This window comes from Pseudoalteromonas apostichopi, assembly GCF_030297135.1.
Lineage (GTDB): Bacteria > Pseudomonadota > Gammaproteobacteria > Enterobacterales > Alteromonadaceae > Pseudoalteromonas > Pseudoalteromonas apostichopi.
The window spans coordinates 2257818-2275048 of sequence record NZ_AP028065.1; the positions used below are offsets into that span (position 1 = coordinate 2257818).

Sequence of the window (17231 nt, forward strand, 5' to 3'; positions counted from 1 at the left end):
TTTTGTCTGTTTTATGAGCAGGTTTTTAGTGTTTGCTTCTTAAATTGACTCGGCGTTAATCCCGTTTCTTTTTTAAACACCGCATTAAAAGTCGATTTAGAATTAAAGCCAGCTTGAAATGCCAGTTCTATCAGGCTGAGTTTTTGAGATGAGTCTTGCTCTATTTCGCGTTTAACATCATTCACTCTATGCTGGTTGATGTACTCACAAAAGTTGTTCCCCGTTGTGCTGTTAATAGCCCAAGATATTTCTTTACTACCGAGCCCAGTTTGATTTGCTAAGTCGTTTAATGACAACCTAGGTTGTCGATAAAGCGATTCATTAATAATCAAGTTATCAATGGTTGAAAAAATTTGCTGCGCAAGTTGCTCGTCAGACGAATCAGTTTGTTCAGCTTCGGATTCTTCAGGCAATGTGACTGGCTCGAATTGAAAGCTATTTTTGATGGTGTGAAACAACAAAAAGCTAAACATTAGCAGTAACAGTATTTCGTTTAATAAATACCAGTGCATCTTTAAATCGAGCGGCGTGATTGGTTGCACATTCATACGCAGCAAATCGAATACGACAATAATGGCAAAAATAAATAATGCTTTGATCAGCCACTTTAATTTAAGGCTCTCAGCATCTGAGCGCGCATGCATAAGTTGTTTGTGGTAGCCCTCTAAAGTGCCGTAAGCAAAGTAGAAGTAGCCAAGTTGACTGAGCGAACCGAGTAAAATGATTGCCTGCGTGTAGTGGGTAAAGGCCAAGGAAATAGCCGCAGGAATTAAGTGAACCGCGTAGTGTGATGTTATAAAGGGCTGCTTACCTGTAATCGACAAGGTAAAAAAGTAAATCATAGGCCCATACAGTAATGTAAATGCCGGTGTGATTAAGTAATCAGAAAGGCCTAACCCTTCAAACAGGTTAAAGGCGCATACACAGCCTTGAAATACAAATAGCAGCACCAAGGAACGACTTTGTTTTTGGCTATTAATTAATAATGCACCAAATAACATTTGGAACAGAAAGATACTCTGTACAAGGTGTACAGGGAATAAAGTGATTGATTGCAAAGTAGTTTACGTTCTTATTCTTTTAACTGAGTTTAACAACTCATCATCACTTTGTAATCATAGGCATAAAAAAACCTTGTGGCAGCACCACAAGGTTTTAATTTAGCTTAAAGCTAATCTTATCTCATCGTCACAAACTCTTCTGAGCCTGTTGGGTGAATAGCCACAACAGCATCAAAGTCTGCTTTTGTTGCGCCCATTTTCATGGCAACCGCAAAACCTTGGATCATTTCATCAACTGTGAAGCCAATGCCGTGTAAGCCAACAACTTTTTCGTCTTCTCCAGCACACACCAGCATCATGTTACAAGCTTGGCGGTGCTGAGTAACCGCTGTGTACATTGCTGCAAAGCTTGATTTATAAACCTTTACGTTTTCAGCACCATATTGCGAAATCGCTTCTTGTTCTGTTAAACCAATCGTGCCAATAGGCGGGTGGCTGAATACCACCGTTGGTACTAGCTCGTAATCCATTTTTAAATCATCAGGCAATTCTTTATTGAATAAGCGCTCTGATAAAATACGACCTGCTTTAACGGCTACTGGCGTAAGTTCAATACCGTTTTCGATGATATCACCTACTGCATAGACGTTTTCAGCTGTAGTGTTTTGGAATTCGTCTACTTTTACGTAACCGCTTTCGTTCACTTCAACACCTGCTGCCGCAAGGTTGATCTTGTCAGTTGTTGGTGTACGGCCAATTGCCCAAATAACTTCATCAACGTTTTGGCTGTGACCATTTTCAAAGTGAATTGTTAAGCTACCATCGCTTTCTTTAACTACTTCTTTTGGAGTGCAATCAGTGTGAAGCGTAGGGCCTTCTTTAGCCATAAGATCGACAAGCGTATCAATAATGTACGGGTCAAAAGTACGTAGCGGTTTGTTTTTACGAACAAACAGGTGGGTTTCTGTGCCAAGGCTATGAAGTACACCAGCGATTTCAACGGCAATGTAACCTGCACCAACCACAGCAACACGTTTAGGTTGTGCGTCTAGCTCGAAGAAGCCGTTTGAATCAATACCAAGCTCAGCGCCAGGGATGTTAGGAATAGTAGGACGACCACCAACAGCAACAAGGATATGATCTGCGGTGTAAAGTTCACCGTCAACTTCAACTGTTTTGTTATCAACAAACTTAGCAAAGCCATTGATCACAGTCACACCATTGCTAGATAAGTACTTGTTGTAACCTTGGTGAATACGACCAATGTAAGCTTCGCGGCTTTCAACTAATTTAGCCCAGCTAAAACCTTTTAACTCAACATCAAAGCCGTAATCAGGTGCATATGCGTTAATAGCTTCAGCGATTTGTGCGCCGTGCCACATAACTTTCTTTGGAACACAACCGACATTTACACAAGTGCCACCCATGTGTTTTGCTTCAATAAGAGCGACTTTTGCGCCACGCATTGCTGCACGGTTTGCAGAGGCAATACCGCCACTACCACCACCAATTGCAATGTAATCAAAATGCTGAGCCATAGTTTGTCCTCAAAAATAGATAATTTTTTATTAATTAATCGATTTAGTAATAACTTGATAATAGCATAATAAAGACCAAGGTTAAGCCCCTTGTATTTCATCAATTCGCCCCAACTTCAAAATCATCTTCGCATAAAATTTGAGAACAAAAATGACAATTGCAGAAAATAACCCACTCATTGGTTTAGAAGGGCTTCCGCCGTTTTCTAAAATTGAACCTGTACACGTAGTGCCAGCAGTAAAAGCGGCAATTGCTGAGTGCCGCGCTAAAATCGATGAGGTACTGGCAACCAAATCATACACATGGAATGATTTGGTACTTCCGCTTGAGGAAGCTGATGACAAGTTATCACGCCTATTTTCACCGGTATCACACATGAACTCAGTCGTTAACAGTGATGAGTTACGTGAAGCCTATGAGCAATGTTTGCCATTGTTATCTGAGTATTCAACGTTTGTTGGTCAGCACCAAGGTTTGTACGATGCTTACAACACACTTCATAATAGCGATGAATTTAAATCATTAACGATTGCCCAACAAAAAACCATTACTAATGCATTACGTGATTTTGAGCTGTCAGGGATTGCTTTAAAACCTGAACAACAAAAACGTTATGGCGAAATCAGTGCGCGTTTATCTGAGCTGGCTTCTAAGTTTGGTAACAATGTTATGGATGCTACACTTGCTTGGCAAAAACACATTACTGATGAAAGTGAACTGGCTGGCTTACCTGAGTCTGCTTTAGCACTTGGTGCTGATACCGCACAAAGTAAAGAGCTAGAAGGTTGGGTGTTTACTTTAGACTTTCCATCTTACTTACCTATTATGACCTACGCAGATAACCGCGAGTTACGTGAAGAGTTTTACACTGCGTTTGTGACCCGTGCCTCTGATCAAGGCCCTAATGCTGGTGAATTTGATAACTCTGCCATTATGAGCGAAGAGCTTGCACTGCGTCATGAGCTTGCCGAGTTACTTGGCTTTAGCAGCTACGCTGACATGTCACTGGCAACTAAAATGGCAGAAACGCCTGAGCAAGTTTTCTCATTCTTAGAAGATTTAGCTGCTAAGTCTAAACCGCAAGCTGAGCAAGAGCTTGCTGAGCTAACAGCTTATGCAAAAGACAAGCACGGTGTGACGGAACTTGCTGCATGGGACTACGCTTATTATGGCGAAAAACTTAAGCAAGAGAAGTATGCGATTTCTGATGAAGTACTGCGTCCATATTTCCCAGCCAATAAAGTATTAAGTGGCTTATTCACTACAGTAAATCGTTTATTTGGCATTAGTGTTAAAGAAGTAACAGAGTTTGATACTTATCACCCTGATGTACGTTTCTTCGAAATTTACGATAGCAGCAATACCTTACGTGGTCGCTTTTATCTTGATTTATACGCCCGCGATCGCAAACGCGGAGGTGCGTGGATGGATGACTGCATGGGTCGTAAAGTACGTGCTAACGGCGAATTACAAACCCCTGTTGCCTACTTAGTGTGTAACTTTAATAAAGCAGTGGGTGATAAGCCTGCCTTGTTTACTCATAATGAAGTGACAACTTTATTCCATGAGTTTGGTCATGGTATTCACCATATGTTGACGCAAGTTGATGCTGCGCCGGTTGCAGGTATTAACGGTGTTGCATGGGATGCGGTTGAGTTACCAAGTCAGTTCCTTGAAAACTGGTGTTACGAAGAAGAAGCGCTGAGCTTTATTTCGGGTCACTATGAAACAGGTGAGCCGTTACCAAAAGAGTTATTAGATAAACTCCTTGCGGCGAAGAACTTCCAATCAGGTATGCAAATGCTGCGTCAGCTAGAGTTCTCGTTGTTTGACTTTACTATTCACCATACTTACAAAGCGGGTGAGCCATGTAATATTCAAGCAACACTTGACGAGGTGCGCAGTAAAACTGCTGTTGTTAAAGCGCCAGCGTTTAACCGTTTTCAGCATGGCTTTAGCCATATTTTTGCGGGTGGTTATAGCGCAGGTTATTACTCTTATAAGTGGGCTGAAGTGCTCTCGGCTGATGCGTTTTCTAAGTTTGAAGAAGAAGGTATTTTTAACCCTGCAACGGGCGAAGCTTTCTTAAAGAACATTTTAGAGAAAGGGGGTAGTGAAGAGCCTATGGAGTTATTTAAAAAGTTCCGAGGACGCGAACCGCAAGTCGATGCACTACTAAGACATAGCGGCATTGCTGCATAATAATTTTTGTTGATTTAAAGCGCCGTAAGGCGCTTTTTTTATTAATATTTCTTCGCAAAATTACGCTCTCGTACTATTCTTCTTAAAAAAGAGTTTATAGGAATTAAGCATGTCAAAACTGGTATTAGCCATTGATGATGATAAATATATCCATCATGTGATTGAGGAATCGCTATCGGGCTTTTGCACACTGATCCATGCTAAAAATGGCGACGAAGGATTAAGACAGGCGTTAAAGTACAACCCTGACATCATCTTACTTGATATCGAAATGCCGGGTAAAACGGGCTTTGAGGTATGTAACGAATTAAAAGCCAACCCGCAAACAAAAGACACGCCTGTGATGTTTTTGTCGGGTAAAGCTGATTTACCTGACCGTGTAAAAGGTTATAACGCAGGTGCAGCTGATTACATTGTAAAACCATTTAATGCTGAAGAGCTCATGGCACGTATTCGCGTGTTATATCAATATCGTCAGCACTCTAAAAAGCTTAAAAGTGATGTAGAGCGAGCGCAAATCACTGCCGAAATCGCGATGACAGATTCAGGCGATATGGGTCGTATAATGCGCTACGTTGGGCAGAGCTATCATGCACACGATATCAAAGCGTTATCTGAGCATATGTTTGAGTTTTTTAATCCGATGGAGCTCGATGTAGTGCTGGCGTTTTGGTATCAAGATATTGGCGTATTTTGTAGCGCTGAGGGCGGAGTGTGTCCACTAGAGCAAGAGCTACTCGAAAAACACCGTGATGCAAATCGCTTTGTTGACTTTAGCCATCGCACAATTATTAATTACCCTAAAGTGTCGATGCTGGTCAAAAACATGCCACTTGATGATGCCCAGCTTTATGGCCGTTATAAAGATTTATTTCCGCATATTCTTGAAGTGACTAACGCTAAAGTACAAGACATGGAAAACAACGAGCGGGCACTGACTCAAGCGCAGCAAATAGGTAACTCGTTTAATGAGTTATCTGATCAAATGTACCAAAACAGTGATTCGCGCGAACATGCTGTAGAGAAATTTGCCGCCCAACTTGATGAGCTAAACAAGTCTATTGAGCAAAGTGGTTTATCAAGTAGTGAAGAAGTCGCATTTCACCTACAGCAATTAAAACAAACTCAATTGCAGTTTACCTCGCTCAATGAAGACTTAGCGTTTATAAAGTATCAGCTAAAGCATATTATCGAATCGCGTAGTGAACTTTTAGCTAGCTTACAAAAAATGGCTGAACCGAGTGAGACCGAAGATGTCACTTCACAAACGGATATCGAGCTATTTTAAGCCATGCTATACTGGCGCCGAATAATTTAGCTCGGAGTTTTGCGTGGTAATTCATTGTCCTTTTAAAGAAATGCGTCCTTATTTAGATGCCATCGAACAGCGTTTTGGTTTGGCTAAGTGGGCTGAGCAGAATGTTGGCTTTTCGCTTCATTATGACGATCAGGGTCTCAGCTTAAAGAAAAAGGACGAGCCAAAACTTGGTGCTATCCATGTTGATTTTGTAACCGGTGCTGCCGCCCATCGCCGTAAGTTTGGTGGTGGTAAAGGGCAAGCAATTGCAAAGGCTGTAGGGTTAAACAAAGGTGCCACGCCAGTGGTGCTTGACGCCACTGCGGGGCTTGGCCGCGACGGCTTTGTACTGGCATCGCTAGGTTGTAAGGTGATTTTGCATGAACGCCACCCTGTTGTTGCTGCGCTATTATTTGACGGCCTAGAACGCGCCTATAACGATGCTGAAATTGGTCCTTGGATGAAAGAAAACATGAGCCTAGTGTTTGGCTCAAGCCATACTTTACTGGCGCAGTGCAGCGATACACCAGATGTTGTGTACTTAGATCCTATGTTTCCTCATCGTGAAAAGTCAGCCCTTGTTAAAAAAGAAATGCGAGTATTCCAAGAGCTTGTGGGCGGAGATAACGATGCCGATGATCTTCTTGATTTTGCTTATCCGCTTGCTAGTAAACGAGTAGTCGTAAAGCGCCCAGATTACGCCCCATTTCTAAATGATAAAACCCCGAGTATGCAAATCAAAACTAAAAAGAACCGCTTTGATGTGTATGTGAAGGCAGCAATGGTTTAATACCATTAATCCGCAATAATACTTAATCATTTTGAGGGATTAAACCTACCGCTACCAGCGTTAAAAATTTTTCATTAAGAGCAACTTAATAACGAAATTTTTGCCTTGTTATCGACGAGGTTTTATTGCCTCAAAATAGACCCCTTAATTAAGCGAATTGGTATTTATGTAACCCTTTTAGCTTAGTTTGATTCGTTTTTACCTGTTATTTTTTACGGTTTACATCAAATTGTCATAAAAGGTTAATATTCTACGCGCGTAACGTTACTTGGGAATATCGTTTATGCGCGTGTCATCATTTACTCGGCTATTGGCCGTTTTACTCACTCTCGCTAGTATTTTACTGGCAGCAACCCTGTTCTGGGCTAGTCAAACTTTACTCGGTTTAGAGCAGCAAGATAACGCTTATAATAAGCTTAAAAACACCATCATTATTGATTTAAAAAGTTACCTTGATGATTATTTAGAGCAAGGTGACAGCCAACACTTAAATAAAGCCTCAACGCTAATAAGCGATGTTAAAAAGCAGCATTTAACTGAGCTACCTAACGACTTGGCGGGCCAACTAAATAGCCAACTGACGGCGCTCGATAAAGACATTAATGGTAAGTATCGTGCTTTAGGTAAGCTATCGGGTAACGAAATGGCGCTGCTCGATAACTCGTTAAGGCAAATGGCAGGTTCGGCCTCATCGTTAATTGGCTATGCAAGCAAAGCCGAGCCGCAAACAGTGCTTGCACTTGAGTATTATCAACTTGCTGCTGACTACTACAGCGAAGTTACATCACTCGCTTTGTATACATACAAGTTAGTGCTTAACTATGATCAAGACACTAAAAATAGCCTCAATCAAAGTGTTGAAAACCTAAATGACCTTGCTGCTAAAATCGATAGACTTGAAAACCTAGGTGTTATGAGCGAAGTGGATGAAGACGCTTTGTTTTTTGGTGAAGAAGCTGAAGACTTAGCCGGTGATATTAAAGCTGAACTAAGTAGCTGGCCTAAACGTTTCCCACGTGATTTAGCATCCACTCTTGAGCAAGCTGAGCAACGTCAAACTGGCATGCAAGCACTTCGAGAACAGATTGAAGCCCTATCTGCGACGGTGCTTGGTGCTGAGCAACAGTTAAAAGATGAACAAAGTAATCTTAAGCAACAAGTGTTTATCGTGTTCTGTGTGGCCATTAGCATGCTGGTGGTTTTAGCGGGGGGTGTTTACTTTGTACAGCGTAACCAAGTGCTTAACCCATTGCGCCAATTACGTGATGGTTTTGCTTTCTTAATTGAAAGTAATGAGCTTAAAAACATCGAGAGTAAAAATCCGAAAACCGAAATAGGTGAAATTGCCCATTACTTTAATCAACTGATTGAGCGTCAGCGTGGTGAGGCAGAAGAACGAGCACAAATGCTGAAGGTTATTAATGACTTTATGCTAGAGATGAGCGAGCACTTACATACCATTGCACAGCAAACGGATGCCAGCCATTCTCAGGTTGAACAAAACCAAGGTTTACTTTCTGATATTCAACACATTGGTGAGCAGGTCAATAACATAAATGGTCAAGTTGCTGATAATGCTAAACAAACTTTTGGGGCGATGGAGCAAAGCTTAGGTTTTGCCGACAGCATGTTAACCGCAAGTTCTCGAACTGAAGAGCGCGTTGAACAAGGTCTTGATAGCTTAAAAGAGCTATTAAAAGGGGTTGATGATGTTGGCCAAGTCATAGAGGTGATCAAAAACATTGCTGAACAAACAAATCTATTGGCACTGAATGCAGCGATTGAGTCGGCTCGTGCCGGTGAACATGGTCGAGGTTTTGCGGTTGTAGCGGACGAAGTCCGAAAACTTGCCAGACAAACACAAGGTTCACTTGATGATATTAATAGTCAGCTAAACCGCTTAAGTGAAAATTCAACCATGGTATCAGAGCAAATTAGTGCGTTGGCTAATGATGCCGAGCTGCAAACACAAAATGCCCAAGAGCTTAAACGTAACTCAGAAGGCGTAGCTGACAACGCGCAAGATGCCAATAAAGTAGCGTTTGATGCTATGGAGCTTGCTAAGCAGCAAAATGCTTTACTCGAAAACTTTAGCCAATCAATGCAAAGCATGAAGGGGCAAGTAAGCGAGTCGAACTCACTGGTTAGTGATATTCAGCTGCGCCTACAAGAGCAAATGCACACTATTAAATCCAGCTTAGGTTTATAACACTTAAAAGGGCGAACAATGTTTTGCATTGTTTCCCCTTAAATCATGCGGTATTCAATTTTTTGGGTATATACTCTGTACTCTTATTTTCTTTCAAGGAATCACGATGATCGAACAAGGCCAAACTTTACCTGCAGCAACCCTTAGCGAATTAACTAGTGAAGGTATGCAAACCTTATCAACAGAGGCATTATTTGCAGATAAAAAAGTGGTGTTATTTGCCGTGCCTGGCGCATTTACACCAACCTGTTCTAATGCTCACTTACCAGAATTTATCACCTTAGCTGATAAAATTACTGCCAAAGGCGTTGATGCAATTTACTGTGTATCGGTAAACGATGCATTTGTAATGAAAGCATGGGGTGAAGCGCACAATGCTGAGCACATTCGTATGTTGGCTGATGGTGATGCCAGCTTTACTAAAGCACTTGGTTTAGATAAAGATACGGCAAGTTTTGGTGGTGTGCGCTCAAAGCGTTACGCGATGATCGTTGAAAACCAAATAGTAACAGGGCTTTTTGTTGAACAAGATAAAGAGTTTGTTGTGAGCCGCGCTGAATCTGTGCTAGAAAAACTTTAATAGCAATTCGTGCTTAATTAAGTAAATACAAAAAAGCCGGACGTAAGTCCGGCTGAAAGTCCCAGGGGGGAACTGGGGAGATCAACTATTAAGGTTGATACTGTGCATCCAATGTCACACCAGAGAAAGTCTTGTAAGCATTTAAGCTTAAGTGCCAAGTACCTGCTTGTGGGTTACTGAATGTACATGTTTCTGCGTTACCGTTTTTGTACGGACGACAGTCATAGCTTGATGTCGTTGGTTGGCTACCAAACTTAACGAATAAGTCAGCATCACCCGAGCCACCAGAAGTCGTTACTGTGAAGCTTGCCATACCTGCTGGTACTTCTAATGTGTAATGTTTCCACTGACCTGCACTTGCCGAGATATCAGTCACTGTGCCGCCACCTGCTTGTGGTGAACCTGAGCCTGAACCTCCGCCTGATACAGTTAAATCACCCACTAAGCTAACACCTGAGTAGGCAGAATAACCATTCAGCATTACATGGTAAGTACCTGCTGTTGGGTTATCGATAGAACATACTTCATTGTTACCGCCTTTGTATGGACGACAATCATAGGTTGACGTTGTTGGTGCGCTACCTGCACGAACGTAAAGGTCAGCATCACCTGTACCGCCACTCATAGTGAAAGTTACGTTAGTAGCTCCACTAGGTACTTCCATTGTGTAGAAAGTTTGGCTGCTAGCAGAGCCACTTAAACCTGTTAGTGCTTGACCATCTTCTAACACATTCCCCGTTGGTGGTGGCGGAGTTGTACCTGATGCCGCTGCAACTGCTGCTGCCGCATCCACAATACCTGTCCCACAGCTAGTACATGTTGCTGGGAAAGAACGGGTTGTTGATTTTAAAATGTTTTCGATTTCATCAGGCGTTGCTGAAGGTTTAGCTTGCTTGATTAGCGCAGCGACACCCGCAACATGTGGTGCTGCCATCGATGTACCTTGCGAGTAGTGATATGAATCGCTGCTTGGGCCTGTTGAGCCTGAGTTGTGAGTTGATAACACACCTTCAGAATCATTAGCAAAGCTTTGCGCGCCACCCGGTGCTGCAACATCAATGTTGCTACCGTAGTTTGAGTAGTATGCACGACCACCGTTACGACCTACTGATGCAACGTTTACTACGCCATTACAGTTACCTGGGTTGTAGTTTGCAGAGTTATCGTTGTCATTACCTGCTGCGATAACGACTACAGTGCCGTTGTTACGGGCTTGGTTAATTGCATTTTGTGTTGTAGAGCTACATGAGCCGCTACCGCCTAAACTCATGTTAATAACATCAGCAGGGTTAGCATTTGCTGGTACACCAGAAACTGAACCACCTGAAGCCCAGATAATACCGTCAGCGATATCAGATGTTAAACCACCACATTTACCAAGTACACGAACAGGAACTACTTTCGCATCATAAGCAACACCTGCAACACCTTCACCGTTGTTAGTAACAGCTGCAACTGTACCGGCAACGTGCGTACCGTGCCAGCTAGAGTCTTGAGCACCGTGTGTGTAACCACACTCGTTAGCACTGATTGCATCACCTGGATCGCGAGCATCGCTATCACGACCGCCCCCATCGTTTGCTACAGACACGTTAGAGATCATGTCATAGCCCTGAAGGATGTTTGCGTTTAGATCAATATGAGGACGGTAACCTGTATCAAGTACCGCAACTACCACACCGCTACCTGTTGCTGTATCCCAAGCTGTAGGAAGGTTTAAACCACCTGCTTGCTCGTAGTAGTGCCATTGGTCGTCATAACGAGGGTCGTTAGGCGTTGCAAATGGCTTTAACATTTGGTCAATTTCGATGTATTCAACATTACCTGTTGCAAGCACCTCTTGCATGAACTCTTGTGCTTCTTGAGCAGAAAGTTTTTTATCAGCACGCATTACGTGGTGATTATTCATCGCCATTGCACGAACATATTGTGCTTTTACTTTACCTTTCTTACTGGTGAAGTTTTTAACAAAGCCTTTTGCTTTTTTGTTCATCATAGTTGGCGATTGTTCTGCTGCCGACATAGTCATCATTTCATCATTGTTATTTTTATATTTGATGATGAATTGCGTACCAAAGCCTTCTTGACCTTGTAATTTTGCTGCAGTTTCCTGCATAGATGGCGACATAAGTTGGTTTGGAGTAGCCATTGCTGCTGTTGTCCCAAACAACGCAGTCAAGCTCAGTGCAATTGCGCACTTCTTCAAGTTGTTGTTAGTTGTCATAATGATCCCTAGATTGTTATGTAAATCTTCACGGTATTTTTCGCGAAGGGGGACAAAGGTAAAATAAATGTAAATTTAGTTAAAATATCGTTTTATTATGGTTGTCTCTATTTTGGTTATAACCGAATGTATAGACGTCTAAATCAGTCTTTTTATGGTGTTTTTTAATACTTTTCTCATAATAAAGTTATAAATTTTTAGTTTTGAGTTTTTACTTTATTTCGTTTTTTGGTTTTATCTTTTTTGTAAAAACACCGTACTGTTAACACTGCAGCGAAAATAACTTGTTATAATCAGCTAAATTTTTTTAGTGAGTATGAGTAATGACCCAAGTAGACGTAATTGTGATTGGCGCCGGTGCCGCAGGTTTGATGTGTGCTGCACAAGCAGGCTACCGTGGTCGCAATGTTACTGTGCTTGATATGGGCAAAAAGCCGGGCCGTAAAATATTAATCAGCGGCGGTGGTCGTTGTAACTTCACCAATGAAAACGCAAGCCCAGACAATTACTTGTGTGGCAATCCTCACTTTGTAAAATCGTGTTTAAGCCGTTATACCCAACATGACTTTATTGAGCTGGTGGACCGTCACGGTTTGGCTTATCACCATAAAACGCTGGGCCAGTTATTCTGCGATAACAGCGCACAAGATATCGTCGATATTCTTTTAACTGAGTGCGAGTGGGCGGGAGTTAACATAGCGCTGCGTAACGAAGTACTCAGTGTGACCAAAACAGATGCTGGTTATGAAGTTATTACCGAGCAAGACAGCTATCAATGCGAGTCGTTAGTTGTTGCATCCGGTGGGTTAACCATGCCTAAGCTCGGTGCAACACCAATTGGTTATAAAATTGCAGATCAATTTGGTTTAACAGTGTTACCAACCATGGCGGCATTAGTGCCATTTACTTTGCACCAGCACGATAAAGATCGCTTTGAAGGTTTATCGGGGATCAGTATTCCTTGTCTGGTTAGCAGTGAAGATGGCACCCAGTTCAAAGAGAACATCCTGTTTACTCACCGTGGCCTTTCGGGCCCAGCGATTTTGCAAATCAGCTCTTTTTGGCGTGCAGGGCAAACTGTGTACATCAACTTGTTACCCGAGCTTGATTTAAAACAGCAGCTTGAGCAGTGGCGTCAAAGCCAAGGGCAAAAGTCACTAAAAAATACTCTTGCGACAATTTTACCAAAGCGTTTTGTTGAAATGCTGCACGACACCAAGGCTATTCCAGATTGCAATGTAAACCAGCTAAGCCATGCGCAAATCGACGCGTTACATGACTACGTTCATAATTGGCAAATTAAACCTAACGGCACAGAGGGTTATAGAACAGCCGAAGTAACGCTTGGCGGTGTAGACACCGACGAGTTAAGCTCAAAAACCTTCGAAGCGAAAAAGTCACCGGGCCTTTATTTCATCGGCGAAGTAACCGATGTCACCGGCTGGTTAGGCGGCTACAACTTCCAATATGCTTGGAGCTGCGGCTTTGCAGCAGGGCAGTATTGTTGATTTGAGTTGCTAGTTGCGAGTTGCAAGTTACTAGGGGAAAGGTATTAGTGGTTATGGCATAGGAGCTAGGCTCTAGGAGCTAGGTTAGCACTTGCTTGTAGGTCGTGCTTTAGCGCGAGGCTGTTATTAATGGAGTAATAGATGAATAAAGTATATAAATTTTATCCAGAATATGAAGATGAATTTATTACTCCGATTGATACCTCAGAAACGAGTTTATTATTCTATGAACAGCTTTAAAGCTTACTTAGTACTTTCTTTTCTACTGGTGATTACATCTCATTCGCATGCTGATGATGTTAGTTGGCAGTGGCAATCAGATTTGGAAAAAGCGATATTGAAAGCCGATACCTCAGTGCAAAATATAGAGCTTGGTTCTTACTGGGATACACGTTATAGGGCTGCTGTATTTTCTGTTGCAAACTTAATATCAATCGGTTGGTCTAGTCGAGGGTTTAATCCAGAAATATACAACACGGTTTTGAATGATATTTGGAATAATACTAGTCAAAAGCACTTACTAAATGACAACTTAATTCGCTTATCTTCTCTAACGTGGAGGTTAAACCTTAAGAATAGATGCTTTGATGCTAACGTGAATAAAAGCCGTGCTCGTAAGTACATCATTAAAATGATTAACTCGGATGAGAATGTTTTAAAGGATTCTGCAATCAGTGGGCTCGGGTTATTAGGCGAACGTGAAGATGTTGATATGTTGATTGAGCTATTGATTAACAATCAAAATACCTTTGTTGGATCTTCTGCATTAAGCTCTCTTTTGCTTGTTGAAGGTGATTACGCGCTAGAAATGCTTAGGACTAATATACAAAAAGTCTCCAATGATTCTCTAAAGCAGCAGATTAAGGAAGAGCTTAGTTTCATACGAGTCAGTGATGATAAGTGCGCTGAATAAAATCTATCGCATTCATAAAAAGTCAAACTATGCTGGTAGCACCTAGCACCTAGCACCTAGCACCTAGCACCTAGCACCTAGCACCTAGCACCTAAAACTAGCAACTATAATGTTACCCATTTATTTTTCATGCATATGATTGGCGATAAGTAGTTAAATAAAATCATTGGAGTTAAGCTAAATTATTTTCTGATGCCATGGGCGAGGTAGTGGCAAAAAGCAAGACCTGACACTATGAGTTCTGGAGTAAAATGATATGACTAATATGCTGAACGTTTATATGGATGATATAGAAGTTATTAGTGATGAAACCGCACAATCATTTGATAAGCTTAAAAAAGGTGTATTATCTGATGATAGTGAAATAAGAGAAAGATCATTTTCTAAATTGGCATGCTTTGAGTATACCGAAGAAATTAAAAATATTTTTAACAGAGGATTATTATATAGCGATGAACTTATTCGCTCTGATTGTATAGAATTTCTTGCTGAATTTGATTTACTTGATAATTTAGAAAAGATTTGCGAATTATTAGATGACCCTAGCCATTATGTCGTTAATTCATGTGTAATTAGTCTAGCTGAGCTAAATTCTAAAAATGAAAAAGTTATTAAGCTTTTGATTAGTAAGTTAAAAGGTGGGAATCTTCAGAGTGGAACTGTTTTAAGAATTCACTATGCGTTATATAAACTTGATCCAACATACTCAATTGGGAACCTATTAGTTTGCTATTCTGACTCCAGAGATTATCGAGATAGGTGTGCTATTTTAAACTTATTAGCAGAGGGAATCCGAGAAGAGGATATCCCTGTGATAAAAGAGAAGCTAGATAAAATTGTAAATCCTAATGATTTTAGATCTGTACTATTTAAATATGATGAACTTTTAGATTCATTAGATTGATCAGTGATTTCAATTTAAATCTAAAGCTTCGCTCTGGCGGGGCCTTGTTTTTTCTAGCTGTGGTGGCTTGGATTTTGTTTTCAAGACTGGCTAAGCTGCTCAATGGAAAGAACCGCTTGCTGGCATGGGTGAGGTAGTGACAAAAAGCAAAACCTGCTCCCATGTGTTTGAAGCGCAGTAAAAGGAGCATGATTTATAATGACTGAAATTACAAAAACTCAAAGATTGGTATGTAATGAATTTAATGCTGACTTTGTATCATCTCCCGAAGATATGAAAGTTGGGATTTCTCGTAACGTCAAGCAAGGGGTTATTCCTATTAATGGACTAAGACACTCCCCTGAAGGAGATACAACAGGTTGGTACATTTGGGGTGGAGAAGAGTTTTCTGAAGAACCTGATTTTTTCGTTCCTCTTCATGTTGCTCATTTAGGTGAGTGGTGTCCTGATATCAAAAAGTATCTTGCGCTACCTCCGGGTTATAGGTTTTTAATCGCAGGAGATTATGTTGATGTTTGGTTTGATGAGTCTTTATTAAATATTTGACGACATAGTTTGAATTCTAAGCTTCACACTCGCGGGGCTTTTTCTTGTCGGGCATAAATGGGCTTTATTTTTGGCTGCTTTTGAAGCCAAAGGGGCCAACATTAGCCTCAAACTTGTGAGCTTTTTATTGTTTATTTTTAATTGTCCAAATTTCTACTCATCATTCATTTAAAAATTTTCAAAAGCACATAATTTTTTGATGAGCTGATTACTTACGGCATAATCATCATAAATGATGTTTATAGCGCATAATTTTAAGGAACCCATTTCCGTGCTCTTATTCCTCACTTTGTCAAACAGCAGAAACTGAGACACCACTGGTGTCGTTTATTTTACAATCAAAAGGTGATTATGAAAAAATTTATATATCAGCATCAAGGCTCGCTGCTAATTGACCTATTCGTTCTGGGGCTTGCACTAGATTATTTCTTAGCAATTGAACAATGGGTGTTAGTCGTTGCAGCGTTGGTTCTCATTATGGTAGGGGAAACTCTTTGTGAAAATGTAAAGTCTGAAATGATAGCCCTGCAAGAAATGAAAAAAGCTGAACTCGAAGAGCGAGAAAGGCAGAGTAAATTGATTCCCCATGAGCATAGGTTCTTGGAAACTCATAAGAGAAAAACTTATGGAGATGAGCCTGAAAACACTGTCATTGCAGAGCTTCGAAATATGGAAGAACTAAGGCCAGCGCCTTTTTCAAATAAAACATTAATTGAGTGGGGCTTCTCATCAGATAACAAGTACGAATGCCCAGTACAATACAGTCAATATAATAATGTTACGGGTGTTGACGAGTATGGCGATGTTCCTATAAAAAGAATTTTAGGTGCCTGCACAACAAATAATATGGCTACGGGCTCGGAAGAAGTGTTTGAACCAAATACTACATATAGAGGAACTCTTTTTAATTATCTTCATGGAGGAAACTTAAACCAAGAGTCACTAGGCTACTTTGAGGATGAAAATAGGGGGCATGAAGGAATGCCAGTTGAAAGAATTGGTAATGATCGTAAAACAAGATCTGATGGTGAATGGAGCTTTGTAAAATATGGCGACTATTACTTTTCTAATCACGGCCATCAACGCACAGTTTTCGCAATGTATCATCTATTTCAGAAATACGGTGATGAAGCGGTAATTAAAAATGTTAAAATAACAAAGTATGCTTTCTAGACAAAACAATAAAAACGCCTCGCACTCGTGGGGCTTTTTGATACTTTCAAATCAATCAGCAAGGTGTTTTATTTTTGGCTGCTTTTGAAGCCAAAGGGGGGTTTATTCTTAATAAACAGTGACTCAATGAAGAAACTCGATATCTTATATTTACGCCTAGCGCCTAGCGCCTAGCGCCTAGCGCCTAGCACCTAGCACCTAGCACCTAGCACCTAAAATCAATACTTGCCGCCATAAATGACGCCCTACATAATTTTGATAGCTGATAGCTGATAGCTGATAGCTGATAGCTGATAGCTGATAGCTGATAGCTGATAGCTGATAGCTGATAGCTGATAGCTAATT

13 protein-coding genes are annotated in these 17231 nt (G+C 41.1%); 10 read left to right on the plus strand and 3 right to left on the minus strand.

The annotated features are described in order from the left end of the window. Window positions 1–11: 11 nt before the first annotated feature. On the minus strand, window positions 12–1058 hold the full coding sequence (locus tag QUE86_RS10165; RefSeq protein WP_286256991.1) for a helix-turn-helix domain-containing protein: 1047 nt from the start codon (window positions 1056–1058) through the stop codon (window positions 12–14). A gap of 119 nt (window positions 1059–1177) precedes the next feature. Beyond that, window positions 1178–2539: a glutathione-disulfide reductase gene (gene gorA / locus QUE86_RS10170; protein WP_286256993.1), complete on the minus strand. Its 1362-nt coding sequence runs from the start codon at window positions 2537–2539 to the stop codon at window positions 1178–1180. Window positions 2540–2690: 151 nt separating this feature from the next. Between gorA and prlC the strand changes: the two genes are divergently transcribed. The 5 genes from prlC (at window position 2691) to QUE86_RS10195 (ending at window position 9618) form a co-directional block, all read left to right on the plus strand. Further along, window positions 2691–4742, plus strand: a complete 2052-nt coding sequence (gene prlC / locus QUE86_RS10175) for an oligopeptidase A (RefSeq protein ID WP_167658705.1) — start codon at window positions 2691–2693, stop codon at window positions 4740–4742. A 109-nt stretch (window positions 4743–4851) separates the two neighbouring features. Next, complete coding sequence (locus QUE86_RS10180; protein ID WP_286256996.1) at window positions 4852–6030, plus strand: response regulator; 1179 nt, start codon at window positions 4852–4854, stop codon at window positions 6028–6030. Window positions 6031–6073: 43 nt separating this feature from the next. Further along, window positions 6074–6829 carry a class I SAM-dependent methyltransferase gene (locus QUE86_RS10185; protein ID WP_167658703.1) on the plus strand — a complete coding sequence of 252 codons (756 nt, stop codon included), beginning with the start codon at window positions 6074–6076 and terminating at the stop codon, window positions 6827–6829. Between the two features lie 283 nt (window positions 6830–7112). Then, on the plus strand, window positions 7113–9038 hold the full coding sequence (locus QUE86_RS10190) for a methyl-accepting chemotaxis protein (protein WP_167658702.1): 1926 nt from the start codon (window positions 7113–7115) through the stop codon (window positions 9036–9038). Window positions 9039–9144: 106 nt separating this feature from the next. Further along, the gene (locus tag QUE86_RS10195; RefSeq protein WP_178926565.1) at window positions 9145–9618 is read left to right on the plus strand and encodes a peroxiredoxin; all 474 of its coding nucleotides are present in this window, start codon (window positions 9145–9147) and stop codon (window positions 9616–9618) included. Between the two features lie 88 nt (window positions 9619–9706). On the opposite strand, the gene QUE86_RS10200 is transcribed toward QUE86_RS10195, so the two are convergent. Beyond that, the gene (locus QUE86_RS10200) at window positions 9707–11842 is read right to left on the minus strand and encodes a S8 family peptidase (RefSeq protein WP_178926566.1); all 2136 of its coding nucleotides are present in this window, start codon (window positions 11840–11842) and stop codon (window positions 9707–9709) included. A 323-nt stretch (window positions 11843–12165) separates the two neighbouring features. On the opposite strand from QUE86_RS10200, the gene QUE86_RS10205 reads away from it, so the two are divergent. From QUE86_RS10205 to QUE86_RS10225, 5 genes are all read left to right on the plus strand, one after another. Further along, entirely contained in the window at window positions 12166–13350 is a 1185-nt protein-coding gene (locus QUE86_RS10205) for a BaiN/RdsA family NAD(P)/FAD-dependent oxidoreductase (protein WP_286257003.1), read from the plus strand. Window positions 13351–13576: 226 nt separating this feature from the next. After that, on the plus strand, window positions 13577–14263 hold the full coding sequence (locus QUE86_RS10210; protein ID WP_167658698.1) for a hypothetical protein: 687 nt from the start codon (window positions 13577–13579) through the stop codon (window positions 14261–14263). 256 nt (window positions 14264–14519) lie between these two features. Beyond that, window positions 14520–15167 carry a hypothetical protein gene (locus QUE86_RS10215; RefSeq protein ID WP_167658697.1) on the plus strand — a complete coding sequence of 216 codons (648 nt, stop codon included), beginning with the start codon at window positions 14520–14522 and terminating at the stop codon, window positions 15165–15167. Between the two features lie 198 nt (window positions 15168–15365). Then, entirely contained in the window at window positions 15366–15713 is a 348-nt protein-coding gene (locus QUE86_RS10220; RefSeq protein ID WP_055021399.1) for an immunity protein Imm33 domain-containing protein, read from the plus strand. 351 nt (window positions 15714–16064) lie between these two features. Next, complete coding sequence (locus QUE86_RS10225) at window positions 16065–16886, plus strand: hypothetical protein (protein WP_286257007.1); 822 nt, start codon at window positions 16065–16067, stop codon at window positions 16884–16886. Window positions 16887–17231 lie beyond the last annotated feature (345 nt).